The sequence below is a fragment of the Citrobacter sp. Cpo089 genome (genome assembly GCF_030332695.1).
GTDB classification, from domain to species: Bacteria; Pseudomonadota; Gammaproteobacteria; order Enterobacterales; family Enterobacteriaceae; genus Citrobacter; species Citrobacter portucalensis.
Genome location: NZ_JAOWHJ010000021.1, coordinates 52099 through 75094 on the forward strand (window position 1 = coordinate 52099; position 22996 = coordinate 75094).

The window sequence follows — 22996 nt, forward strand, 5'->3', positions numbered from 1 at the left end:
ACGGATTTGACGGGCATTTATTGCAAGGAATGCCCAAATGTTGTCTGCAAATAAACCGCTTGTGGAATTTGGTAAGCTTGATAAATGTTTGTCAAAATATGGCAAACACTTTGAGTGTGATAACGATAAAGAAATAATTTATTCCAGTGATATAAACAGTGACGATACCTTTATCATTTTAAATGGTGTAATTTCCCTGAGGCGAGGGGAGAATGTGCTGGTCGGTATTGCGCAGGCACCGTTTATTATGGGGCTTTCAGATGGTGTGATAAAAACAGATATACAATACAGATTAATCACAGAAAGCGATTGTACGGGATACCATCTACCTGCCTCGCAAACAATTAATATAATTGAAGAGTGCCAGCTTTGGCGTGAAGCTTTTTGTTGGTTGGCATGGCAAAACTCCATGCTTGAATTACGCGATCTGCAGTTGATCGGCAACAACTCCTACGATCAGATCCGCGCGACATTGATCTCTATGACGAAATGGGATGAAGCCCTTCGTTCACGCATTGGAGTTATGAACTATATTCACCAACGCACACGAATTTCACGCTCGGTTGTCGCTGAGGTTCTCGCGGCATTGCGCAAAGGCGGTTACATTGAAATGAATAAAGGCAAACTGGTGTGCATTAACCGTTTGCCTTTTGAGTATTGAATCAGGATGCAGGAATGACCTGTGGCTTGTACCCGCTCAATTCTGCAACCAGTTCGTTGATACCGTCGCTCATATTGGTAAAACGGGTCAGCGGAGAGCGCGTCACTACGACAAATGCCCCAACGTTTTGCTGTGGGATCATCGCCATATAGGTAATGAAGCCACCGCCGCCACCGGTTTTTTGAATAATTCCCGGTCTGCCATTCTTCGGCGCCATGTAGACCCAGCCCAAACCAAGCGCATCGGCTCTGCCTGGAACGTCCATTCCCACCACTTTAGTTAACTGTGAACGCTGGTAAATCAGCGTCTGCATCCGGTCGGCCTGCTGGCTACGATGATAAAAGTCAGAAGAGAGATACTGCTGCATCCAGCGCATCATATCGCCAGGCGTTGAATAAACGCCGCCGCTACCCATCGCTGCCAGAGTATTGTTACAAGGGCTGGCACCTTTTTCCGCGACCATCAGGCGTCGACACTGATCGGGGGACGGCGTAAAGGTGGTGTCTTTCATCCCCAGCGGGCGGGTGATTTTTTCTTCAAACAGCTGCGGATAAGGCTTACCGGACGCGGTACCCAGCGCATCGGCCAGCAGGTCAAACGCCAGGTTGGAATAAGAAGCCTGCGATCCTGGCGCGGCTTTAAGCGTAGCCGTTGAGAGATAGCTCCAGCGCTGCTCGCGGGTTGGCCAGACAAACACCGGCCGTTTGGCTGCCCCGCCTGGCTGTTCGCGCGGTAGTGCGCTGGTATGTGTCGCCAGATTCACCAGCGTAATTGGTGTTCCTTGATAAGTGGGTACGCGTGCGCCAGGTGGTGCATATTTACTCAATGGATCGTTGAGTTTGATCGTGCCTTGATCGAGTAATTTCACCAGCATTTCGCTGGTCATTAATTTGGTAATTGAGGCAATGCGGATTACGGAATCCAGTTGCGGGTGAACATTATTGCCGGGGCGTGTTTCACCAAAACTGCGAAATACACGCTGATTACCATCAATCACCACGAGCGCCATCCCCGTAGCACCACTGCCGTAAAATATATGGTCGGCATAACGATCAACGATATCAGAGGCGAAGACCGGATCGGTTATAGGCTGTGCCGCCTGGACAGATGTCAATGACGCCGCACACAGCGCGGCAGAAAAAAGCAGACTACGTTTCAACGGTGGTGTCCATGAGTTAGAGAAAGTGAAAAAGGATGTCGTGCGTATGCGTATTTATACTACTCATCGGCGTATTGCAAAGCGCTTATCAACCAATGATAGTGGGAAAAACGTAACGATGAGTAAACACAGGAGTTTCCTGGATTGCGGATGTTCGCTTTTGTGATCTCACGCTGTGATAATCTGCACATACTGGAACGTTGTCGAGTGTGAAAACCACAGAAACAATTCTTCATAACCGAGGTGCGAACTAAGTGCCTCGGTTTTGGTCACAATTGTCGGTTTCAGCTTGTGTTTTTGGGCGTAAGCCGTCTGGCCTCCGCACTCTACGGTGGCAAATGCACAGCAGTCGTCATAACGATAAGAAGTTAGCAGGAGAGCACTATGTTTAAGTCTTTTTTCCCAAAGCCGGGGCCGTTCTTTATTTCGGCATTTATTTGGGCACTCGTCGCCGTTGTATTCTGGCAAGCAGGTGGGGGAGCCTGGGTTGCACATATTACTGGCGCGTCGGGAGACGTACCAATTAGCGCAGCGCGTTTCTGGTCGTTGGATTACCTGATTTTTTATGCGTACTACATTCTTTGTGTCGGGGGGTTCGCGCTGTTCTGGTTTCTCTACAGCCCACACCGCTGGCAGTACTGGTCTATTCTGGGCACATCGCTGATTATTTTTGTGACCTGGTTTCTGGTTGAAGTTGGCGTCGCCGTCAACGCCTGGTATGCGCCATTTTATGACCTGATTCAAACTGCGCTCAGCGCACCACACAAGGTGAAGATTGAGCAGTTCTATCATGAAGTGGGCATTTTTCTCGGTATTGCGCTGATAGCCGTAGTCATTGGCGTGATGAACAACTTCTTCGTCAGCCACTATGTGTTCCGCTGGCGTACCGCGATGAACGAACACTATATGGCGCACTGGCAGCATTTGCGTCACATCGAAGGCGCAGCGCAGCGTGTGCAGGAAGACACCATGCGTTTTGCTTCTACGCTGGAAGATATGGGCGTCAGCTTTATCAACGCGATTATGACGCTGATAGCCTTCCTGCCTGTACTGGTTACGCTCTCTGCCCATGTTCCTGACCTGCCGATTGTTGGACATGTGCCTTATGGCCTGGTGATTGCCGCGATTGTCTGGTCGCTGATGGGAACCGGCTTACTGGCCGTGGTCGGGATAAAACTTCCCGGGCTGGAGTTTAAAAACCAGCGCGTGGAAGCGGCCTATCGTAAAGAATTGGTGTATGGCGAAGATGATGGCAACCGTGCGACGCCACCGACGGTGCGTGAACTGTTCCATGCGGTACGGCAAAACTACTTCCGCCTCTATTTTCACTATATGTACTTCAATATCGCCCGTATTCTTTACCTGCAGGTTGATAACGTTTTCGGTTTGTTCCTGCTGTTTCCGTCAATTGTTGCCGGTACGATTACGCTCGGTTTGATGACGCAAATCACCAACGTGTTTGGCCAGGTGCGCGGCTCGTTCCAGTATCTGATTAACTCCTGGACAACGTTAGTGGAACTGATGTCTATTTATAAGCGTCTGCGCAGCTTTGAACGAGAGCTTGATGGTCAGGATATTCAGGAAGTTACCCATACGCTGAGTTAATAATAAGGAGATGTTATGTCGACGGTTTCCCGTCTTTACCCCTTGTCTGGTCTGGCAGCACTGGTGCTGGTGGGATGTAGTAGCCAACCCGCGCAGCCGCTAAAAAAGGGGGAGAAAGCCGTCGATGTGGCGAGCGTGGTGCGCCAGAAAATGCCCGCCAGCGTGAAAGACCGGGACGCGTGGGCGCAGGATTTGGCAAAGACCTTTGAAAGCCAGAAGCTGGCACCGACGGTTGAAAACATCTGTTCGGTGCTGGCGGTAGCGCAGCAGGAGTCAAACTTCCAGGCCGATCCGGCTGTTCCTGGTTTAAGCAAAATAGCCTGGAAAGAGATTGATCGTCGCGCAGAACGCATGCATATCCCGCTGTTTGTCGTGCATACCGCGCTAAAGATTAACTCGCCAACGGGGAAAAGCTACAGCGAGCGTCTGGATACGGTGAAGACGGAAAAACAGCTTAGCGCTATCTTTGATGATTTCATCAACATGGTGCCGATGGGGCAGACATTGTTCGGATCGCTTAATCCGGTACATACCGGTGGTCCAATGCAGGTCAGTATCGCGTTTGCTGAGCAGCACACCAGCGGGTATCCGTGGAAAATGGCGGGGACGGTACGTCAGGAAGTGTTTAGCCGCCGTGGTGGGCTGTGGTTTGGTACATATCATCTGCTCAATTACCCGGCGAATTACAGTGCGCCAATCTTCCGCTTCGCCGATTTTAATGCCGGATGGTATGCGAGCCGCAATGCAGCTTTCCAGAATGCGGTCAGTAAAGCCAGCGGAGTGAAGCTGGCGATGGATGGGGATCTGATTCTCTATGGCAGCAGTGAGCCGGGCAAAACGGAGCTGGCGGTACGTAAACTGGCCGGGAAGCTAGGGATGAGCGAGAGTGAGATCCGCCGTCAACTGCAAAAAGGTGACAGCCAGGCCTTTGAAGAGACCGCACTGTACGAGAAGGTCTACAAGCTGGCGGAAGCGAAGACCGGGAAAGCGCTTCCTCGTGAAATGCTGCCGGGCATTCAACTGGAAAGCCCGAAGATCACGCGTAATCTGACTACCGCATGGTTTGCTAAACGCGTGGACGATCGTCGGGCGAAGTGTATGAGTCAGTCATCTTTATGATGGCGGTGACGCCAGCGCATGATCGCCGCGATGGCGCCAAGAATCAGGCTTCCTACCAGGAAGGGGATCAGTCCAAAGAGAGTACCGACGCCTAAACCGATTTCGACCCGCGGGCGTCCTGTCTCTTGCATTTGCAGCTGCATCAGTTCTTCATAGATGCCGGGTGCGTGGGCCAATAGATTTAAAATCTGTGCACCCGCCCAGAAGCAAAGCAGCACAAATACGGCATACGCAATGTTGCCGGGCAGGGAGGAGGGATCCCGATGCTTGCCCTTAAACAGGGATTTTGAGAGCGTAAAATCAGCCATAAAGACCTCCGGAAATAACCTGCTTTTTTTGACGTAATGCCTGGAACTGAGAGTGAGTCTGACAGGTGATCGGCAATGTCAATATCAGAATGATGGTAATTTCAGGTAGAGATTATTCCTGGATTTCGGTTTTTTGTTGATGGTCACAATTATGTAACCTTAAGTGAAACTGAGTTACATTTAAGAAATTCCGCACAGACCACAGACGCCCTCGGGGAAATGTGCGAGGATGCCTCCCTGTGTTGTATTTTCACCGGAGCTGTTATGAACCTGCCTGTAAAAATCCGCCGAGACTGGCACTACTATGCTTTCGCTATTGGGCTTATCTTTATTCTGAATGGCGTGGTGGGGTTATTAGGTTTTGAAGCGCAGGGATGGCAAACCTATGCGGTGGGGCTGGTGACCTGGGTGATTAGCTTTTGGCTGGCCGGATTAATCATCCGTCGCCGCGTTGAAGATGATGAAGCAAAGGATGCCCAATAGCTCTATCAGGCATCCTGACGGGTTTACATACTGGTTTTCAGCGCGCTATCTGCAGCATGGCGTTCCAGTGCCAGTTCGATCAGGCGAGTGATCAAATCGGTATAGCCTAAACCGCTCGCCTGCCACAGTTTCGGATACATACTGATGTTGGTAAAGCCAGGCAGCGTGTTGATCTCATTGATCACAACGTCGTTTTCAGCAGTTAAGAAGACGTCCACGCGCGCCATGCCGGCACAGCCCAGAGTCTGGTATGCCTGAATGGCGATTTCGCGGATCTTATCGTTAATCTCTGGCGCAATTGCTGCCGGAACGACAACTTTGGCACCGTTATCGTCAATGTATTTAGTGTCGTAAGCGTAAAAATCGCTGTTCAGCACGATCTCACCACAGGTACTGGCCTGCGGATGATCGTTGCCCAGTACCGCACATTCGATCTCGCGGCCTTTGATCCCTTGCTCCACAACGACTTTATGATCGAATTCAAATGCCAGCGCGACGGCTTGATCGTATTGGGCTTCGCTGGTTACTTTACTGACGCCAACGGACGATCCCTGGTTGGCCGGTTTTACAAACAGCGGCAGACCCAGGCGGGATTCTACTTCGGCAAAGCTGATGCTGTTGCGATTCGCGCGAGTGAGCGTAATAAATGGCGCGATGTTTAACCCGGCATCACGCAGCAGACGTTTGGTCACGTCTTTATCCATACAGGCAGCAGAACCCAGCACATCAGAACCGACAAACGGCAGGTTCGCCACGCGCAGCATGCCCTGCAGAGAGCCATCTTCACCCAAAGTACCGTGTACGATTGGGAAAATAACATCGACCGTCGGCAGTGGTTGACCGTTTTGTGCATCGATCAACTGGTGCTCTTGTTTACCGGGTACCTGCGCCAGGCTGGTTTCAGAAGGCCGCAGCGCAATATGCGCCGGATCGTCTGAATTGAGCAGATAGCTACTGGCATCGCTGACGTGCCATTGCCCTTGTTTATCAATACCTAACAGCACAACGTCAAAGCGAGTCTTGTCGATGGCATCGACAATATTTTTTGCCGATTGCAATGACACTTCATGTTCCGCTGATTTACCACCAAATACGATTCCTACCCGCAACTTTGCCATCTTAAAAACCCATTCCATGAATGCAAAGCACATACATTACCACGACAAAACGCAGGTTTCCTCGGCTTCTGGCAGATTGTTTTGGCGAATGACAGGGGATTAGAAGGGGACATACACGCAGATCGCGCGGGAAGCACAATCCCCTGTTTGTATTATGGGTTTGATGTGAGCTATATCACAAATATGATGAGCGGGAAGATAAAATCCTAAACTGTGATTTATCGCACCTGTAGACCCTTATTCGGCTAAGTAATTTGTTAAGCTGCTCGCAGTTTTCAGCTACTTATCGTTATGAGTCCTTATGGAATCCTGGAGAGTTAACCTTATTTCCGTTTGGTTCGGGTGCTTTTTTACCGGACTGGCGATTAGCCAAATCTTGCCTTTTTTACCACTCTATATCTCCCAACTGGGCGTGACCTCGCATGAAGCGCTATCAATGTGGTCCGGATTAACGTTCAGCGTCACCTTCCTGATTTCAGCCATTGTTTCTCCGATGTGGGGCAGTCTAGCCGACCGCAAAGGACGCAAGCTGATGCTGCTGCGGGCCTCACTGGGGATGGCCATTGCGATTTTGCTCCAGGCATTTGCCACTAATGTCTGGCAGCTTTTTCTGCTGCGCGGGGTGATGGGGTTAACCTCCGGATATATTCCTAATGCGATGGCGCTGGTTGCGTCACAGGTTCCACGCGAGCGCAGCGGCTGGGCGCTGAGTACGCTCTCTACGGCGCAAATTAGCGGCGTCATTGGCGGACCGCTGATGGGAGGCTTTATCGCCGATCATGTTGGCTTACGGGCGGTATTCTGTATTACCGCCGCCTTGCTGGTGGTGAGTTTTCTGGTCACACTGTTCTTGATCAAAGAGGGCGTTCGCCCGACGGTTAAAAAAAGTGAACGTCTGAGTGGGAAGGCCGTGTTTGCCTCGCTTTCGCATCCGGCGTTGGTGATCAGCCTGTTTTTTACCACCATGGTGATTCAACTGTGTAACGGTTCAATTGGGCCGATTCTGGCGCTGTTTATCAAATCGATGGTCCCAGATAGTTCGAATATTGCCTTTCTCAGCGGGCTGATAGCTTCAGTACCGGGCATTTCTGCTCTGATTTCCGCGCCTCGACTGGGTAAATTAGGCGACCGTATTGGTACTGAGCGGATTTTAATGGCGACGTTAATCTTTGCGGTGGTGCTGTTTTTCGCCATGTCGTGGGTCACCACGCCGTTGCAGTTGGGAGTACTACGTTTTCTGCTTGGATTTGCCGACGGCGCGATGTTGCCGGCGGTGCAGACGCTGCTGGTGAAATACTCCAGCGACCAGATAACCGGGCGCATCTTTGGCTATAACCAGTCATTTATGTATCTCGGCAACGTCGCCGGGCCATTAATGGGGGCGACGGTTTCGGCAATGGCGGGGTTCCGTTGGGTGTTCATTGCTACAGCAAGCATTGTGCTTATCAATATCTGGCAACTAGCTATCGCGTTACGACGTCGGCGCGGGGTTCGTTGAGTTCCTGATTAACAACGCTGCCTGTCAGCGTTGTTAATCCATAATTGCGTATTATATATTTGTGTGATTATTAATTTTCTTACCTTTTTATATTGAATAATTCTGCATCCAGACGCATTTACCCTTATTTTGTGTTGTGATTGTTTTCGCAAATCTTTTTATTCCTTATAAAAATACAACTTTCATCCTCTAGGCAGTTGTGAGCCTTAATGATAACGTGGCCCATATTTTGTTAAGGGAATAGGCAAATGAAAAACCTCGTCACTGAGTTGTTACTTAAGCTCGCGCAAAAAGAAGAAGAGTCGCAAGATCTGGCGGCACAGGTCGAAACGTTGGAACGGGTAATCATCGAAATGCTGCGCAATATGGCGTGGAACGATCGGCAAATATTTATTCGTCAAATTGAGGGGGCGCTGGCTGATGTAAACCACATGCCCGCGTTTCTGACGAACATACATAGCGCTTGCGAGGGCGTACAAAAAGCGTTTTGAACCCTCTGTGGCGGGACACCCACAAATTATCATAAAAGTGTCACATCAAATACTTATAGTCGCTTTGTTTTAATTTTACCGTATTTATACATGGAGAATATAAAGTGAAACAAAGTGCACTCGCTATTGCCCTGTTACCTTTGCTGTTTACCCCGGTTATTAATGCAGAAACATCTACTGTAGCGGTTATGGATAATCGTGCCGCTCAAGGTGATATCACCACGCCGGGTGGCGCTCGCCGATTGTCTGCCGATCAAACGGCGGCTCTGCGCGAATCCCTGAACGATAAACCAGCCAAAAATATTATTTTGCTGATTGGCGATGGGATGGGCGATTCCGAAATAACGGCAGCGCGAAATTATGCTGAAGGCGCGGGCGGCTTTTTTAAAGGTATTGATGCTTTACCGCTGACCGGGCAATACACGCATTATGCGTTGGATAAGAAAACAGGGAAACCTGATTATGTGACAGATTCAGCAGCATCCGCGACGGCGTGGACGACCGGCGTTAAAACTTACAATGGTGCTCTGGGCGTTGATATTCGTGAAAAAGATCACGCCACTATTCTGGAAATGGCCAAAGCGGCAGGTCTGGCGACAGGCAACGTTTCCACGGCTGAATTGCAGGATGCCACCCCGGCCGCACTGGTTGCCCATGTCACTTCGCGTAAATGCTATGGCCCGAGCGTGACGGCTGAAAAATGCCCGACGAACGCGCTGGAAAAAGGCGGTAAAGGGTCGATTACCGAACAATTATTAAATGCCCGTGCGGATGTTACGTTAGGCGGCGGAGCAAAAACATTTACTGAAACCGCTGCGGCAGGTGAGTGGCAGGGTAAAACTCTGCGAGAACAAGCACAGGCCCGTGGTTACCAGATGGTCAGTGATGCCGCGACGCTGGCGGCGATTACCGAAGCGAATCAGGATAAACCGCTGTTGGGTCTGTTCTCAGACGGCAATATGCCAGTGCGTTGGGAAGGCCCGAAAGCGTCTTATCACGGAAATCTGGATAAGCCGGTAGTGACCTGCACGCCAAATCCAAAACGTAACGACAGCGTGCCAACGCTGGCGCAGATGACGGATAAAGCGATTGAGCTGTTAAGCAAAAATGAGAAAGGTTTCTTCCTGCAAGTAGAAGGCGCGTCAATCGACAAACAAGATCATGCCGCTAACCCGTGTGGACAAATTGGTGAAACGGTCGATCTGGATGAAGCGGTGCAGCGTGCTCTTGCTTTTGCTAAGAAAGATGGCAACACCCTGGTTGTGGTAACCGCTGACCACGCGCATGCCAGCCAGATCGTCGCACCGGATACCAAAGCACCCGGTTTAACGCAAGCGCTGAACACCAAAGATGGCGCGGTGATGGTCATTAGCTATGGCAACTCTGAAGAAGAGTCCCAGGAGCACACCGGCAGCCAACTGCGTATTGCAGCCTATGGCCCTCATGCGGCGAATGTGGTTGGCCTGACCGATCAAACCGATCTGTTTTACACCATGAAAGCGGCGTTAGGACTGAAATAAGCTGACACCCGACGGCAATACTTTTGCCGTTGGGTGGTATTTTTATCGTTAGCAGCCAAACTTACCTGTGTGTCGTCGTTCAGAAAAGGATGGTGCTATGAAAATTACATTATTAATGACGTTACTCTTTGGCCTTATTTTTTTAACTACAGTCGGTGCTGCCGAGAAGACGTTAACCCCGCAACAACAGCGTATGACCACCTGCAATCAGCAGGCAACGGCGCAGACCTTAAAAGGGGATGCGCGTAAGACCTACATGAGTGATTGCCTGAAAAACAGTAAATCTGCGCCTGAGGAAAAGAGCCTGACGCCGCAGCAGCAGAAAATGCGTGAATGCAACGTCAAGGCGACGGAACAGTCGCTGAAAGGCGATGATCGTAATAAGTTTATGAGCGCTTGCCTGAAAAAATCTGCTTAGCACTTCCGGGTGAGCAGGTAAAATCGCTCACCCGAAATATCATACTTCCGCCACCAGACCCCTTCCTATAATTTGGGAAATTTGTTTCAGAATATTCCCAAATACGATGAATGATGAAAACTTTTATCAAAAGAAGGTCGTCCCGAATGAAGCATTTATATTGCTTCATCAAAATGACCACCAACGTTCCGGTCTGCGATTTGCCCGACGAATCAGGCTGCCGCGAGCGGTGGGACTGGGGGGAATGTTTTTCCCTATCGCGTCGGTATTAGTTTCTCAGCCAATAACCGGAGGCTGGTGGCTTTTGCTGGTGGGATGGGCGTTTGTCTGGCCGCATCTGGCATGGCAATTGGCAAGTAAAGCTATCGATCCACTGCATAGCGAATATACCAACTTAAAAGCCGATGCCATCCTCGCCGGGATGTGGATGGGGATTATGGGGATAAACTTGCTGCCATCCACGGCGCTGTTGATGATTATCTGTATCAACCTGATGGGCGCAGGGGGGATGCGTGTCTTCATCGCAGGTGCCGTGTTGATGGTGGTTTCATGCCTGGTGACGTTACAGTTAACGGATATCCCCGTGGCTTTTAGCAGTACGCAACTGGGCGTGCTGCTGTCGCTGCCGGTGTTAGTGGTTTACCCGTTGCTGTTTGCCTGGGTGAGTTACCAGACACTCATCAGGCTGGCAGAACATAAACGCCGCTTACAGGTTATGAGTACGCGAGATGGGATGACCGGGGTTTATAACCGACGTCATTGGGAACTGTTGCTGCGGAATGAATTTGATAATTGCCGCCGCCATCAGCGTGACGCCACGCTCCTTATCATCGATATTGACCATTTTAAGAGTATCAATGATACCTGGGGCCATGACGTCGGGGATCAGGCCATTGTTGCACTGACCCGCCAGTTACAGATGACCTTACGCGGTAGCGATGTGATTGGTCGCTTTGGCGGTGATGAGTTCGCGGTAATCATGTGTGGCACGTCAGCGAGCAGCGCGATTGCAGCGATGTCACGTGTTCACGAACGGCTTACCCAACTGCGTTTATCCTGCGCGCCGCAGGTTGACCTGCGCATTAGCGTGGGCGTTGCGCCGCTGACATCTGAAACTGAACACTATCGAGAATGGTTAAAATCAGCAGATATGGCTCTCTACAAAGCAAAGAATTCCGGACGTAACCGCACTGAAGCGGCGGCCTGACGTCCGGCGGTGTTAACTCAGGAGCGGCTGAGTTTTTCCGACTGCTCCATGCACTTAATCATCGCTTCAATCACCGATGAACGGAAACCGCGTTCTTCCAGGACGCGTACCGCCTCAATGGTGGTTCCACCCGGCGAGCACACCATATCCTTTAATTCGCCTGGATGTTTACCCGTTTCCAGCACCATCTTCGCCGAACCCATTACCGCTTGTGCTGCAAATTTATAAGCCTGCGCGCGGGGCATCCCCCCCTGAACGGCGGCATCTGCCATCGCTTCGATAAACATAAATACATAGGCCGGTGCTGAACCGCTGACGCCAACGACCGGATGAATCATTGCCTCCGCAATGACTTCAGCTTCGCCAAAGCAGCGGAAGATATTGAGCACGTCGGCCGTATCTTCCGGCGTGACTAAGGCGTTTGGCGTGACGGAGGTCATTCCGGCGTTCACCAGTGATGGCGTGTTTGGCATCGCGCGAATGATTTTACGGTCATGACCCAGCGCGCGAGCGAGCTGATCGAGGGTGACGCCCGCGGCAATCGAAACGACAAGGGAGTCTTTGTTCAGGCTGGAGGTAATTTCGCTCAGCACCTTAATCATAATGCCTGGCTTTACGGCCCCAAAAACAATATCAGCGATCTGCGCGACTTCTTGTGCAGACTGCGCCGCATTAATGCCGTACTGGTCGTGTAGTGCGGCGACCTTATCGGGGGAAGGGGTGTAGACCCAGATTTGTCCGGGGAGAACCTGACCGCTGGCGATCATGCCGCCAAGAATGGCTTTGCCCATATTACCGCAGCCGATAAAACCAATTTTCTTGTCCATCTTGTCACTCCCTATGGATGATATTCATTGTTTTATACCCTAAATACTTCAAGTTACTTGAAGTATTTAGGGTAAATCTGGGAAAGGTAAGCTTAGCGCGGAATGAATATGTGCAGAAGGAGAAACAGCACTTTGCCTGAAAGTAAAAGCACGCGACAATGTGCGACAGCACACCAGTGGGGAGAAGTTATGACAATATGGGTGGATGCCGATGCGTGTCCGAATGTGATTAAAGACATTTTGTACCGCGCCTCTGAGCGCATGCAAATGCCGCTTGTTTTAGTGGCCAATCAAAGCCTGCGCGTCCCGCCTTCGCGTTTCATCAGCACATTACGTGTGCCTGCGGGCTTTGACGTGGCTGATAACGAGATTGTGCGTCAGTGCAGCGCCGGTGATTTAGTGATAACGGCAGATATTCCGCTGGCGGCTGAAGTGATTGAAAAGGGTGCGGCGGCGCTTAACCCGCGTGGCGAACGTTATACCGACGCGACGATCCGTGAGCGTCTGATGATGCGTGATTTTATGGATACACTGCGTGCCAGCGGTATTCAGACCGGGGGGCCGGATAGCCTTTCGCCCCGCGACAGACAGCATTTTGCGGCTGAACTGGATAAGTGGTGGCTGGAAGTTCAGCGTAGAAAATAGAGTGTGTAATTTATTATTTACACTTTATTCATTGTGAATTCTTGTTATAGTAGGGGTTAACTCACCTCGCCATTTCTTCTGTAATTTTTTATTTACAGTTTTGGCGGTGTACTAGTTTGATGATATGATTATATTTTTAACCGCATCAGATCCCGCTTGTTGGCGGCTCTCTGGGGAAATTCTGTGATGACGCAACCTCTTTTTCTTGTTGGCCCCCGGGGGTGTGGTAAGACGACAACCGGTATGGTGCTGGCAAAGGCTATTGATTTCCAGTTCGTTGATACCGATCGCTGGTTGCAATCGCACGTGCAAATGACCGTGGCGGAAATCGTCGAAAGAGAAGGATGGGAAGGGTTTCGTGCCCAGGAAACGACCGCTCTGCAGGCTGTCACAGCTCCTGCCACGGTTGTTGCGACCGGCGGCGGTATCATTCTTACCGAGTTTAATCGCCGCTACATGCGCAGCCACGGCGTGGTTATCTATCTAAGCGCACCGGTATCGGTACTGGTTGATCGTCTGGAGGCCACGCCTGAAGAAGGATTACGACCGACTCTAACCGGCAAGCCGTTGACCGAAGAGGTTCAGGAAGTGCTCGCCCAGCGCGATGTTTTGTATCGCGAGGCTGCGCACTATATCGTTGATGCCACCAATCCGCCTTCGCAGGTAGTGGAAGACATTCTTGGAATACTGGCGCAGGCAGCGCCACGGTTGCAGGGCGGTGTCTATACTTAATGTTCATCCAGTGAAAAGGAAGAACTATGCCGACACAACCACCTTACCCACGTCAAGCGACCATTGTTACGGTTGAAAAAGGGACGCCAGGCCAGACGGTAACCTGGTATCAACTTCGTGCCGATCACCCTAAACCGAATTCGTTGATCAGTGAGCATCCTTCAGCTCAGGAAGCGATGGATGCTAAAAAACGCTACGAAGACCCCGATAAAACCTGATATGAAGACCGCTCTGGCACGAGTCTTAAAAGTGCCAGTCCGGGCGTGCATCACATTATTTTAAATTTCGCCGTATACAGTAAAAATTGAAAATTAAACAATAACAATCCAGTACTGGAATGATCTGGAATCTTTACACAATACACCGCCGATCTACTGCTACGCTTTTGAGCATTTGTAGCACAGGTCAGCGCCCGGCACTTATCCGGGATTTCACAGCAAAGTAAGAAGACGGTGGAGCAACAAATGAGTACGTCGTTGGCTATCCTCACGATTGGCGTTGTGCCGATGTGTGAGATGTTACCGCTCCTGACGGAATATATTGATGAACAGCACATTACTCACCACAGTCTGCTGGGGCAGATGCAGCGAGAAGATGTGATGGCCGAGTACGGGGCTTCACCCGGTGACGAGCTGTTATTAACACTGCTTAGCGACCACCAACTTGCTCATGTCTCACGTCAGAAAGTGGAACGCTCGCTGCAAAGCATTGTGGAGGTTCTCGATAATCAGGGATTTGATGTGATCCTGCTGATGAGTACCGCCTCAATCACCCGTCTGACCGCCCGCAATAGTATCTTGTTGGAACCCATACGCATTATTCCCCCGTTAGTGGCTTCAATTGTCGAAGGGCATCAGGTTGGGGTCATTGTACCTGTTGCTGAATTGCTCAAAGCCCAGACACAAAAGTGGCAGGTGTTACAAACTCCGCCAGTGTACGCCGTGGCGAATCCAGTAGAAGGTTCCGAACAACAGCTGATTGATGCCGGGAAATATCTCCTTGAGCAAGGTGCTGATGTTCTTATGCTGGACTGCCTGGGGTTTCATCAACGTCATCGTGATTTACTGCAAAAGTCGCTGGATGTCCCGGTTCTGTTGTCCAATGTGTTGATTGCTCGACTGGCTTCGGAATTGCTGGCGTAATTTTGCGTGACAGGTGGAACGTCAGCCCCCTATATTGGTTCCTAACTTAATCACGAGATAGGGCCAGTTGTATGCTTCAAAGTAATGAATACTTTTCCGGCAAAGTAAAATCGATCGGTTTTACCAGCAGCAGTACTGGCCGCGCCAGTGTAGGCGTGATGGCTGAAGGTGAATATACCTTTGGTACTGCGGCGCCTGAAGAGATGACGGTAGTTAGTGGCGCACTGAACGTGCTGCTGCCAGGGGAAACCGAGTGGAAAGTGTATGCCGCAGGAGACGTGTTTAACGTACCGGGCAACAGCGAGTTTCATCTGCAGGTAGCAGAGCCAACATCCTATCTTTGCCGTTACCTGTAAGCGTAAAAATGACGAATGGCGATATTGAGTCGCCATTCGCTAAACACGGCTTAACGTTGCGCTTCGCCGCCTAATCCTTCCACCAGACTTTTAATCAGCGCCGCCAGTTCACCTGTCATCAGGATGAAATCGGCATCAAAACGCTGAGCATAATCTTCGCGGTCGATATCTTCATTCTGATCGCGCAGCTCGTCGCTGAACTTCAGGCGCTTAATGGAGCCGTCGTCACACATAACAAACTGAATGCGTTGCTGCCAGTCGAGGGCCAGCTTGGTGACCAGTTTGCCCGCTTCGATATGCACGGCGATTTCGTCGCAGACCAGATCCTGCTTTTTCGCGCGGATCACACCGCCGTCTTCAAGGATCGCTTTCAGTTCAGCTTCATCCAGCAGTTGGAAGCCCTGCGCCGTGGTGCCGGAGCGAACCCATTCGGTCAGCGTCAGCTCAATAGGGTTTTCCATCGTCAACGGAACGACCGGCAGCGAACCGAGACTCTTACGCAGCAGCGCCAGCGTATCTTCGGCTTTTTTCGCGCTCGCACAATCAACCATGATCAGATCGTTGACGGTATCGATCCACATCATTGTCTGGCTGAAGCGGCTAAAGGCGCGCGGCAGCAATGAGTGCAGAACTTCATCTTTCAGCGAGTCTTTTTCGGTCTTCTTAAGTTTGCGACCTTGCTCAGCTTCCAGTTTGAATATTTTGGCTTCCAGCGCCTGTTTGATAACCGGCGACGGCAGAATTTTTTCTTCTTTGCGGGCGCAGATAATAATTTGGCCATTGGCGGTATGCGTTAATGCATCGCTGTGCGATCCCATCGGCGGAACCCAGCCCATTTTTGCCATATCCTGGCTACCGCAAGGGGTGAACGTCATTGATGCCAGCTGTTTTTCCATCTCTTCGGCTCGCAAAGAAACATCGCGGCTAAGACGGTAAACCATTAAATTTTTGAACCACAGCATGATAATTTCCACGGCCTTGTCGTTAAATCCAGCGGGCATGATAGCGAATTGTCGCTATGCTTGCATTGTTAATCGGGAAGAGGAGCAAACAGTGCGTATAGGTATCGATTTGGGCGGTACGAAAACGGAAGTTATTGCGCTTGGCGATGCGGGCGAGCAGCTTTTTCGCCATCGCCTGCCCACGCCGCGTGATGATTATCGGCAAACGATAGAAACCATCGCCACGCTGGTGGAGATGGCGGAAAACGCCACCGGGCAGACGGGAACCGTGGGAATGGGCATTCCAGGTTCAATCTCGCCCTACACCGGGGTGGTAAAGAATGCCAACTCGACCTGGCTTAACGGACAACCTTTTGACAAAGACCTGAGTTCGCGTCTGAATCGCGAAGTGCGGTTGGCAAATGATGCCAACTGTCTGGCGGTTTCAGAAGCGGTGGATGGTGCGGCGGCGGGGGCGCAAACCGTGTTTGCGGTGATTATCGGCACTGGATGTGGCGCAGGCGTGGCACTGAATGGTCGGGCGCACACCGGCGGCAACGGTACCGCAGGGGAGTGGGGGCATAATCCGCTGCCGTGGATGGACGAAGATGAGCTGCGTTTTCGACAGGAAGTCCCCTGTTATTGTGGCAAGCAAGGCTGCATTGAAACCTTCATTTCCGGGACCGGTTTTGCCACCGACTACCAGCGTCTGAGCGGTAAGAAGCTCAAAGGTAATGAAATTATCAGCCTTGTTAATGCGCAGGATGCTCTTGCGGAGCAAGCGTTGAGCCGCTATGAGCGTCGTCTGGCGAAATCACTGGCTCATGTGGTGAATATTCTCGATCCGGACGTCATTGTGCTGGGTGGCGGAATGAGCAATGTCGACCGACTGTATCAAAACGTTCCGACGTTGATTAAGCAGTTTGTCTTTGGTGGCGAGTGCGAAACGCCTCTACGCAAGGCGCTACACGGGGATTCCAGCGGTGTACGCGGTGCGGCCTGGCTGTGGCCGCAGGAGTAATGTTCGCGTAGCCGGGTAGCGCAGATGCTATCCGGCAGCGTGTGTCATCTGGGGGACTGCGCGCTTCAGGCGACCGTACAGCAACAGTGACGACATCGCAGAAAACGACAGTAGTGCCGCCGGCAGTGTCACGTAGTTGTAGGCAAAGCCCAGCGTCAGCATCATGCCACCGCAATAAGCGCCAATCGCGCTGCCGAGGTTAAAGGCAATTTGCCCGCCAGCCGCACCCAGCAGCTCCCCTCCTTTAGCATTTTGCAGCAGTAAAATTTGCAGCGGCGCCGACAGGGCAAACAGGCCCGCGCAGCAAATAAAGGCGAAGGTCAGCGACGCGACTTTGATCCCGCCAAAGGCAAAGAGCAACAGCAGAGCCAGCACAATCACGAAGTCGGTTATCACCGCAATGCGCAGCGGCGTATAGCGACCAGACAGCCGACCGCTCAGCAGATTTCCCAACACCATTCCTAATCCTACCAGCATCATGATGAAGGTCATCAGCGATTCGGAGAAGCCGGAGATATACATCATGTACGGTTTGACGTAGCTGAACCAGGCGAAAACCCCGGCGTTACCGAACATGGTGGCGGAGAAAATGAGCCACGGGGCGGGGCTTTTCAAAAAGTGAAATTGTTCGCGCAGTTTTCCTTTTGCTTCATCGCTGATGTTGGGTACCCAAAAAGCGACCGAGACCATCACGGCGATATTAAAGACGGCAATCAGCAGGAACGTATAGCGCCAGCTAAATTCCTGACTCAGCCAGGTGCCGAAAGGAATGCCAACCAGATTGGCTACGGTCATCCCCGAAATCATACCCGCGACGGCGGCGGTGACTTTTCCCGGACGGGCGAGCTTCGACAGGATTATTGCGCCAACGCCAAAAAACGCACCATGCGGGAAGCCGGAGACCAGCCTGCCTACCGCCAGCATAAAATAGGAGGAGGAGAGGGTGAAGATGGTGTTGCCAATCACACACAGTGTGACCAGAAACAGCAGAATATGCTTGAGTGAAAAACGGCTGGAAAAGAGCGCAATAATGGGGGCGCCCAGCACCACGCCAAAGGCGTAAAACGAGATCATATGGCCAGCGGCAGGAATAGAAATTCCCACGTCCTGCGCCAGCTCGGTGAGAACGCCCATAATGCCAAACTCGGCCATGCCCAGCCCAAATGTTCCCAGCGCTAAAGAGAAAATGACTTTTTTCATACCACCTGCCAACAAGAAAGACGCAGGATGTGCGTCATAGCGGCGAACGTTCGCCGCCAATAGCGATAGCTTGCGGATAAGCGAAGTGGAATGCCATTTCATATCCGTCCCTGAGTATGCAATATTGTGCTACATAGAGTGCCGGATGGCGCTAGCGCTTATCCGGCCTGTGACACCACATCCGCTGGTCGATTACTCCACCGCAAACATCTTGTCGAGTTTGCTGTAGCCCAGACCGTTGATTTTTTTCACCTTGATCTGCACCGGAATGCGTTCTTTCATTGCTTCGACGTGGCTGATGACGCCAATGGTTTTACCGGTAGCGTTGAGCGCATCCAGCGCGTCCAGAGCGGTATCCAGCGTTTCACTGTCCAGCGTGCCGAAGCCTTCGTCGAGGAACAGGGAGTCAATTCGTGTTTTGTGGCTGACCAGATCGGATAATGCCAGCGCCAGCGCCAGACTCACCAGGAAGCTCTCGCCGCCGGAAAGCGTACGCGTGTCACGCACCGCATCGGCCTGCCAGGTATCAACCACTTCCAGCTCTAACGCTTCGCTGGCCTTGCGCTGCAACAAATAGCGACCGTGCAGACGGGTTAACTGGTTGTTGGCAAGCCAGACGAGGTTATCCAGCGTCAGCCCCTGGGCAAATTTGCGGAACTTATCTCCCTCTTTCGAGCCGATCAGCGCATTCAAATACCCCCAGTCTTCGACCTGCTGTGCGACTTTTTCAATCTCCTGCATCAGCGCCTGCTGCTGCTGGCGGTTTTCAGCATCTTGCTTAAGCTGCTGGCGAATTTCGCCCTGACGAGTCGTGTTATCGCGTAGCAGCTGGGTGAGCTGCGCCAGCGCGTCGTGTAGATGTTGTGCGGTAAGCGAGAGATCTACCCCGGTTGGTTGCTGCTGTTGATGAGTCGTCAGCGCCTGCTGGGCCTGATTAAGCAGCGTTTGCGCCTGTTGTTGCTGGCTTTCCAGCGATTGCTTCAACTGCTCAAGACGGTTGAAAGTCTCTTCATCCAGCAGGGCGGCAATAAAGGCGTCACGATTGTCAAAGATGCTGGCCTGCAATGCGGAATCAAACTGCGCCTGAATGTCTGCGGCGCGCTGAACGTCCTGCGCCTCCTGCTGTTGCAAGGTTTGCCACTGTCCCTGTAAAGAGAGGCAATCGTCGTGCACCTGCCGCCAGTTTTCCAGCGACAAATCCTCAATGTCTTCAGAAAGCGCCTCGGTTTCTGGCAGCGTTTCCAGCAGCGGCGCAAGCTGGGCAATCCGGGCCTGTAACTCGGTCAGTTCATTCTGGCGCTGTTGCCACATTTGCGCTTCGTTCGCCCGTTCGCTTAGCCATGAGGCAACGTTATCCTCTGGCGGAAGGGCCAGACCATGACGGGCCAGCTCGACGGTTAGCATCGCCTGGCGCTGGTCAATATGCTGCTGGAGCTGGGTAATCTGCTCGGTATGGGCTGCGATTTGCGCCTGCAGGGTATGACGCAGGCTCAACTGGTGAAGCTGTTGTTCGTGCTCTTCCTGAGCGGCCAGCCACGGGGCAATGTCATCCTGCGGTTGTAGCGTGACGTTGAGGCTGGCGGTGACGGTCAGCCACTCTTGAGTAAGTGCTTGCTCCTCCTGAGAAAGCGTCTGTGCTTCGCGTTCATCCCGCTGAAGTTGCTGCGTGATCGCCTCAAGCTGGCCGCGTAACGTGGAACCTTCATCGGCCAGCGTTTTGACCTCTTTTTCCAGCGCTTCACGCCGCGTCTGATTCACGCTCAGTTCGAGCGTTTGATAGCGTTCAATCGCCGGATGTGCGGTGGAGCCGCATAGCGGGCAAGGCATGCCGGATTGCAATAATGCCCGTTGGCTTTCCAGATCTTTGATGCGGGCTTCCTGCTCGCAAATGACTTTTACATCGGTAAGTTGCTGATTTTTATCTTTATAGCGCTGACGTTTTTCGGCAAGCACCGCGTTGCGCTGAGTTAGCTCTTGCTGACGCTGTACAAGCGTGGCGCGTAACTGTGCCAGTTGCTTTTGCTTCGGGGCGATTTGCCCGTGCAGATTGCTCAGCCGCTGGCGTAGCGGACGAAGCTGCACATGTTGTGCCAACGCATCCGTTACCTCCTGAGGCGAAAGGGTCAGCGCGGGAAGCGTTAGTGCATTGAGCTTACGGGTGTCGTTCTCCCGCAACTGCTGCCACTGGCGTAGCTGGGCGCTGGCGTCGGACTGTTGCGCCAGAAGCGCTTTCCATCCTGCCAGTTCGCTACTCCATAAGCGGAAGCGGTCATGTTCGTTCAGCCAGTCGGTTAACGTCTGTTGTTCGGCGAGTATCGCGGTCGATTGCGTGTGCGCCTGCTGACGGATGCGCCCGCGCAGCGCTAAGCTGCTTTGTAAGCGAGTATTCACTTCCTGAATCTTCTGGCGCGTGCGCTCGATAGTAGCCGTTTGTTCCTGGATTCGCTCCCAGTGTGGGCGTAATGCTCTGGCTGGCTGCGCCAGGCTCAGCGCTGCCAGCTGCGGCTGCGCGTCTTCTTGCACCTGAAGTGCTGCCTGTAATGCCTGCTGGTGGCGGTTTATGTCCGTCTGAAGCTCATTTTGCCGAATAAGCCAGTTGAGGTGCTGTTGCTGGATTTGTTGGCTGGTAAGGTATTGTTTTTCTTCGTCAGTAAGTACCTGCAAACTTTCTGTCAGGGACTGCACCTGCTCTGGTGCTAACAGCGCAACGCCGCTGGCCTGGGCCTGCAGCTTTTCCAGTTCTGTACGCGCTGACTTGTGCTTTTCAAACACCATGGCGGAGATTTGGCCGTAGATCTCAGTACCGGTTAACTCTTCCAGCAGCTCGGCGCGCTCTTTCGGTTTGGCATTAAGAAAGGCGGCAAACTGCCCCTGAGACAGCAGCATCGAACGGGTAAAACGCCCGTAATCCAGCCCGGTAAGCTCGGCTGTCATCTCCAGCTTGTCTTTGACTTTATCGGCGAGGATTTTACCGTCGGCGCAGCGGGCCAGCTCTACGCGCGGGACCTGCAGGTTGCCCTCAGGCTGGTTGCGTGCCCGGTTCTGACTCCAGAATGCGCGGTAGGCTTCGCCGCGCACCTCAAACTCGACCTCGGCCAGACACTCCGCAGTGTCGCGGGTCATCAGGTCATTTTGCGACTGTGACACGTTATTCAGGCGTGGCGTTTCGTGGTACAGGGCGAGGCATATCGCGTCCAGCAGGGTGGTTTTCCCCGCGCCCGTTGGCCCGGTGATGGCGAACAACCCGTTGCTGGCAAAAGGTTCTGCCGTGAAATCGACTTTCCATTCTCCCTTCAGGGAGTTGAGGTTCTTCAGGCGCAGGCTGAGAATTTTCATGCTTCACTCTCCCCTGCAAGCGTGTGTAAGGTTGCGCTAAACAGCTGATTCAACCGCTCGCGCTGAGGCTCTTCGAGCTCTTCCAGCGCCAGGCGGCGGTCAAAAACTTCCGTTACGCTTAGCTCGCTTAACGTTTCGCGTCGTTCACTGGCCATAATACGTTCACGTTGTTCCCGACTGCGGCGCACCAATAACACCTCGACCGGTAAATCTTCGGTTAAGGCCTGGATCTTACGTTGCATGTCATGCAGATAGTCGTCGGTGGTGATTTCAATATCCAGCCATATCGGCGGCTCTTGTGGTACGTTACGCCACTGTTCAAGCTGGGTGGTAATGGCAGCTAAATCGCCTTTCAGTACCGCAAGCGGCTGGGTGACCGGTACGGTGAGATTTTCAACGGCGCTGAGTTTCCCCGCTTCAAAGCTCACCAGATGTACACATTTGTTTTTGCCGCACTCGTCAAAACTGAGGGCAATCGGTGAACCGCAGTAGCGAATATGGTCCGTCCCGCCGATAACCTGCGCCCGGTGAATATGCCCCAGTGCGATGTAGTCCGCGGGTGGAAAGTTTTGCGCCGGAAAGGCGTCCAGCGTACCGATATAAATGTCACGTACGGCGTCACTTTTACTGGCGCCAACGGTGGTCAAATGCCCGGTCGCAATGATGGGCAGGTTTCGATCGCCACGCAGCGTGCAGGCGTCCTGATACTGCTGCTGGTAATAGTCGGTGATCGCCCCCAGCAGATGCTGCTGTTTTTCTTGTCCGGTTAGCCCGGCCTGGCTGGTAATGATGTCACGTGGTCGTAAGAAAGGAACCGGACACAGGATCGCTCCCGGCGTGCCATCACGTTGCGGCAGTACCTGCGGCGCATGGCCGGCGCTGGCAACGACCGTGGTGTTGAGAAACGCCAGAATATCGCGGGATTCATTGAGCGTGGCGACGGAATCGTGGTTGCCTGCCAGCACCACCAGATGACAGCCAGTTTGCTGCAGATTGACGACAAAACGGTTATACAGCTCACGGGCGTAGCTTGGCGGTGAGCCGGTATCGAAAATATCGCCAGCCACAATAATGGCATCCACCTGCTGGGATTGTGCCGTCTCCAGCAGCCAGTCGAGAAAGGCCTGATGTTCAGCGGCGCGGCTCTTGCTGTAGAAATTTTGGCCCAGATGCCAGTCAGACGTGTGAAGGATGCGCATAAGAGTTCCA

Annotated in this window: 23 protein-coding genes; 15 read left to right on the forward strand and 8 right to left on the reverse strand. The window is 52.3% G+C overall.

Features of this window, described 5'->3' with window-relative positions; all coding sequences use genetic code 11:
* Positions 1 to 37: 37 nt before the first annotated feature.
* Positions 38 to 661, forward strand: coding sequence for a hydrogen peroxide resistance inhibitor IprA (iprA, locus tag OGX92_RS02420; protein ID WP_003830944.1), 624 nt, complete (start codon positions 38 to 40; stop codon positions 659 to 661).
* A gap of 1 nt (position 662) precedes the next feature.
* On the opposite strand, the gene ampH is transcribed toward iprA, so the two are convergent.
* Positions 663 to 1820 (reverse strand): D-alanyl-D-alanine-carboxypeptidase/endopeptidase AmpH, encoded by a 1158-nt coding sequence (gene ampH / locus OGX92_RS02425; RefSeq protein WP_286586207.1) that lies wholly within the window; start codon positions 1818 to 1820, stop codon positions 663 to 665.
* A 384-nt stretch (positions 1821 to 2204) separates the two neighbouring features.
* On the opposite strand from ampH, the gene sbmA reads away from it, so the two are divergent.
* Together sbmA and OGX92_RS02435 are read left to right on the forward strand one after the other, a co-directional pair.
* A complete protein-coding gene (gene sbmA / locus OGX92_RS02430) occupies positions 2205 to 3425 on the forward strand; it encodes a peptide antibiotic transporter SbmA (protein ID WP_193135099.1) in 1221 nt (406 codons plus the stop codon).
* Positions 3426 to 3440: 15 nt separating this feature from the next.
* Complete coding sequence (locus tag OGX92_RS02435; RefSeq protein WP_126319069.1) at positions 3441 to 4544, forward strand: DUF1615 domain-containing protein; 1104 nt, start codon at positions 3441 to 3443, stop codon at positions 4542 to 4544.
* Here the strand turns inward: OGX92_RS02435 and OGX92_RS02440 are convergent.
* Positions 4529 to 4852 carry a DUF2755 family protein gene (locus OGX92_RS02440; RefSeq protein WP_286586208.1) on the reverse strand — a complete coding sequence of 108 codons (324 nt, stop codon included), beginning with the start codon at positions 4850 to 4852 and terminating at the stop codon, positions 4529 to 4531. The genes OGX92_RS02435 and OGX92_RS02440 overlap by 16 nt on opposite strands.
* 264 nt (positions 4853 to 5116) lie before the next feature.
* On the opposite strand from OGX92_RS02440, the gene OGX92_RS02445 reads away from it, so the two are divergent.
* Positions 5117 to 5335 (forward strand): DUF2754 domain-containing protein, encoded by a 219-nt coding sequence (locus OGX92_RS02445; protein WP_003830949.1) that lies wholly within the window; start codon positions 5117 to 5119, stop codon positions 5333 to 5335.
* Positions 5336 to 5358: 23 nt separating this feature from the next.
* On the opposite strand, the gene ddlA is transcribed toward OGX92_RS02445, so the two are convergent.
* Positions 5359 to 6453, reverse strand: coding sequence for a D-alanine--D-alanine ligase (gene ddlA / locus OGX92_RS02450; protein ID WP_032934537.1), 1095 nt, complete (start codon positions 6451 to 6453; stop codon positions 5359 to 5361).
* 301 nt (positions 6454 to 6754) lie between these two features.
* On the opposite strand from ddlA, the gene OGX92_RS02455 reads away from it, so the two are divergent.
* From OGX92_RS02455 to adrA, 5 genes are all read left to right on the forward strand, one after another.
* Positions 6755 to 7951 carry a multidrug efflux MFS transporter gene (locus OGX92_RS02455; RefSeq protein ID WP_003830951.1) on the forward strand — a complete coding sequence of 399 codons (1197 nt, stop codon included), beginning with the start codon at positions 6755 to 6757 and terminating at the stop codon, positions 7949 to 7951.
* Positions 7952 to 8199: 248 nt separating this feature from the next.
* A complete protein-coding gene (locus tag OGX92_RS02460; protein ID WP_003830953.1) occupies positions 8200 to 8442 on the forward strand; it encodes a sigma-S stabilization anti-adapter protein IraP in 243 nt (80 codons plus the stop codon).
* 104 nt (positions 8443 to 8546) lie between these two features.
* Positions 8547 to 9962, forward strand: coding sequence for an alkaline phosphatase (gene phoA, locus OGX92_RS02465; protein WP_279275132.1), 1416 nt, complete (start codon positions 8547 to 8549; stop codon positions 9960 to 9962).
* Between the two features lie 97 nt (positions 9963 to 10059).
* A complete protein-coding gene (gene psiF, locus OGX92_RS02470; protein ID WP_003830956.1) occupies positions 10060 to 10380 on the forward strand; it encodes a phosphate starvation-inducible protein PsiF in 321 nt (106 codons plus the stop codon).
* Between the two features lie 91 nt (positions 10381 to 10471).
* The gene (gene adrA, locus OGX92_RS02475) at positions 10472 to 11587 is read left to right on the forward strand and encodes a diguanylate cyclase AdrA (protein ID WP_122973925.1); all 1116 of its coding nucleotides are present in this window, start codon (positions 10472 to 10474) and stop codon (positions 11585 to 11587) included.
* A 17-nt stretch (positions 11588 to 11604) separates the two neighbouring features.
* Here adrA and proC read toward each other — a convergent pair whose 3' ends face one another.
* Positions 11605 to 12414 carry a pyrroline-5-carboxylate reductase gene (gene proC, locus OGX92_RS02480; protein WP_003021462.1) on the reverse strand — a complete coding sequence of 270 codons (810 nt, stop codon included), beginning with the start codon at positions 12412 to 12414 and terminating at the stop codon, positions 11605 to 11607.
* 189 nt (positions 12415 to 12603) lie between these two features.
* Between proC and OGX92_RS02485 the strand changes: the two genes are divergently transcribed.
* The 5 genes from OGX92_RS02485 to ppnP all read left to right on the forward strand — a co-directional run bounded on the left by OGX92_RS02485 (position 12604) and on the right by ppnP (position 15289).
* Positions 12604 to 13059 (forward strand): YaiI/YqxD family protein, encoded by a 456-nt coding sequence (locus OGX92_RS02485; protein ID WP_003830959.1) that lies wholly within the window; start codon positions 12604 to 12606, stop codon positions 13057 to 13059.
* Between the two features lie 186 nt (positions 13060 to 13245).
* Positions 13246 to 13791: a shikimate kinase AroL gene (gene aroL, locus OGX92_RS02490; protein WP_191221775.1), complete on the forward strand. Its 546-nt coding sequence runs from the start codon at positions 13246 to 13248 to the stop codon at positions 13789 to 13791.
* A 26-nt stretch (positions 13792 to 13817) separates the two neighbouring features.
* Positions 13818 to 14009, forward strand: coding sequence for a protein YaiA (yaiA, locus tag OGX92_RS02495; RefSeq protein ID WP_003021472.1), 192 nt, complete (start codon positions 13818 to 13820; stop codon positions 14007 to 14009).
* A gap of 246 nt (positions 14010 to 14255) precedes the next feature.
* A complete protein-coding gene (locus OGX92_RS02500; RefSeq protein WP_003830963.1) occupies positions 14256 to 14933 on the forward strand; it encodes an AroM family protein in 678 nt (225 codons plus the stop codon).
* A gap of 71 nt (positions 14934 to 15004) precedes the next feature.
* Positions 15005 to 15289, forward strand: a complete 285-nt coding sequence (ppnP, locus tag OGX92_RS02505) for a pyrimidine/purine nucleoside phosphorylase (protein WP_003021477.1) — start codon at positions 15005 to 15007, stop codon at positions 15287 to 15289.
* A 50-nt stretch (positions 15290 to 15339) separates the two neighbouring features.
* Here the strand turns inward: ppnP and rdgC are convergent, their stop codons facing one another.
* Positions 15340 to 16251 (reverse strand): recombination-associated protein RdgC, encoded by a 912-nt coding sequence (rdgC, locus tag OGX92_RS02510; RefSeq protein ID WP_003021479.1) that lies wholly within the window; start codon positions 16249 to 16251, stop codon positions 15340 to 15342.
* Positions 16252 to 16342: 91 nt separating this feature from the next.
* On the opposite strand from rdgC, the gene mak reads away from it, so the two are divergent.
* On the forward strand, positions 16343 to 17251 hold the full coding sequence (gene mak, locus OGX92_RS02515) for a fructokinase (protein WP_063941294.1): 909 nt from the start codon (positions 16343 to 16345) through the stop codon (positions 17249 to 17251).
* Positions 17252 to 17278: 27 nt separating this feature from the next.
* Here the strand turns inward: mak and araJ are convergent, their stop codons facing one another.
* The 3 genes from araJ to sbcD form a co-directional block, all read right to left on the reverse strand.
* A complete protein-coding gene (gene araJ, locus OGX92_RS02520) occupies positions 17279 to 18451 on the reverse strand; it encodes an MFS transporter AraJ (protein WP_286586235.1) in 1173 nt (390 codons plus the stop codon).
* 192 nt (positions 18452 to 18643) lie between these two features.
* On the reverse strand, positions 18644 to 21787 hold the full coding sequence (gene sbcC / locus OGX92_RS02525) for an exonuclease subunit SbcC (protein WP_197385235.1): 3144 nt from the start codon (positions 21785 to 21787) through the stop codon (positions 18644 to 18646).
* Complete coding sequence (sbcD, locus tag OGX92_RS02530; RefSeq protein ID WP_126955932.1) at positions 21784 to 22986, reverse strand: exonuclease subunit SbcD; 1203 nt, start codon at positions 22984 to 22986, stop codon at positions 21784 to 21786. Before sbcD ends, sbcC begins: the two co-directional genes overlap by 4 nt.
* Between the last annotated feature and the right edge of the window lie 10 nt (positions 22987 to 22996).

Coding starts and splice junctions, on each gene's coding strand:
- iprA (WP_003830944.1), top strand. CDS start 38: ATGTTGTCTGCAAATAAACCGCTTGTGGAATTTGGTAAGCTTGATAAA.
- sbmA (WP_193135099.1), top strand. CDS start 2,205: ATGTTTAAGTCTTTTTTCCCAAAGCCGGGGCCGTTCTTTATTTCGGCA.
- OGX92_RS02435 (WP_126319069.1), top strand. CDS start 3,441: ATGTCGACGGTTTCCCGTCTTTACCCCTTGTCTGGTCTGGCAGCACTG.
- OGX92_RS02440 (WP_286586208.1), bottom strand. CDS start 4,852: ATGGCTGATTTTACGCTCTCAAAATCCCTGTTTAAGGGCAAGCATCGG.
- OGX92_RS02445 (WP_003830949.1), top strand. CDS start 5,117: ATGAACCTGCCTGTAAAAATCCGCCGAGACTGGCACTACTATGCTTTC.
- ddlA (WP_032934537.1), bottom strand. CDS start 6,453: ATGGCAAAGTTGCGGGTAGGAATCGTATTTGGTGGTAAATCAGCGGAA.
- OGX92_RS02455 (WP_003830951.1), top strand. CDS start 6,755: ATGGAATCCTGGAGAGTTAACCTTATTTCCGTTTGGTTCGGGTGCTTT.
- OGX92_RS02460 (WP_003830953.1), top strand. CDS start 8,200: ATGAAAAACCTCGTCACTGAGTTGTTACTTAAGCTCGCGCAAAAAGAA.
- psiF (WP_003830956.1), top strand. CDS start 10,060: ATGAAAATTACATTATTAATGACGTTACTCTTTGGCCTTATTTTTTTA.
- proC (WP_003021462.1), bottom strand. CDS start 12,414: ATGGACAAGAAAATTGGTTTTATCGGCTGCGGTAATATGGGCAAAGCC.
- OGX92_RS02485 (WP_003830959.1), top strand. CDS start 12,604: ATGACAATATGGGTGGATGCCGATGCGTGTCCGAATGTGATTAAAGAC.
- aroL (WP_191221775.1), top strand. CDS start 13,246: ATGACGCAACCTCTTTTTCTTGTTGGCCCCCGGGGGTGTGGTAAGACG.
- yaiA (WP_003021472.1), top strand. CDS start 13,818: ATGCCGACACAACCACCTTACCCACGTCAAGCGACCATTGTTACGGTT.
- OGX92_RS02500 (WP_003830963.1), top strand. CDS start 14,256: ATGAGTACGTCGTTGGCTATCCTCACGATTGGCGTTGTGCCGATGTGT.
- ppnP (WP_003021477.1), top strand. CDS start 15,005: ATGCTTCAAAGTAATGAATACTTTTCCGGCAAAGTAAAATCGATCGGT.
- rdgC (WP_003021479.1), bottom strand. CDS start 16,251: ATGCTGTGGTTCAAAAATTTAATGGTTTACCGTCTTAGCCGCGATGTT.
- araJ (WP_286586235.1), bottom strand. CDS start 18,451: ATGAAAAAAGTCATTTTCTCTTTAGCGCTGGGAACATTTGGGCTGGGC.
- sbcC (WP_197385235.1), bottom strand. CDS start 21,787: ATGAAAATTCTCAGCCTGCGCCTGAAGAACCTCAACTCCCTGAAGGGA.
- sbcD (WP_126955932.1), bottom strand. CDS start 22,986: ATGCGCATCCTTCACACGTCTGACTGGCATCTGGGCCAAAATTTCTAC.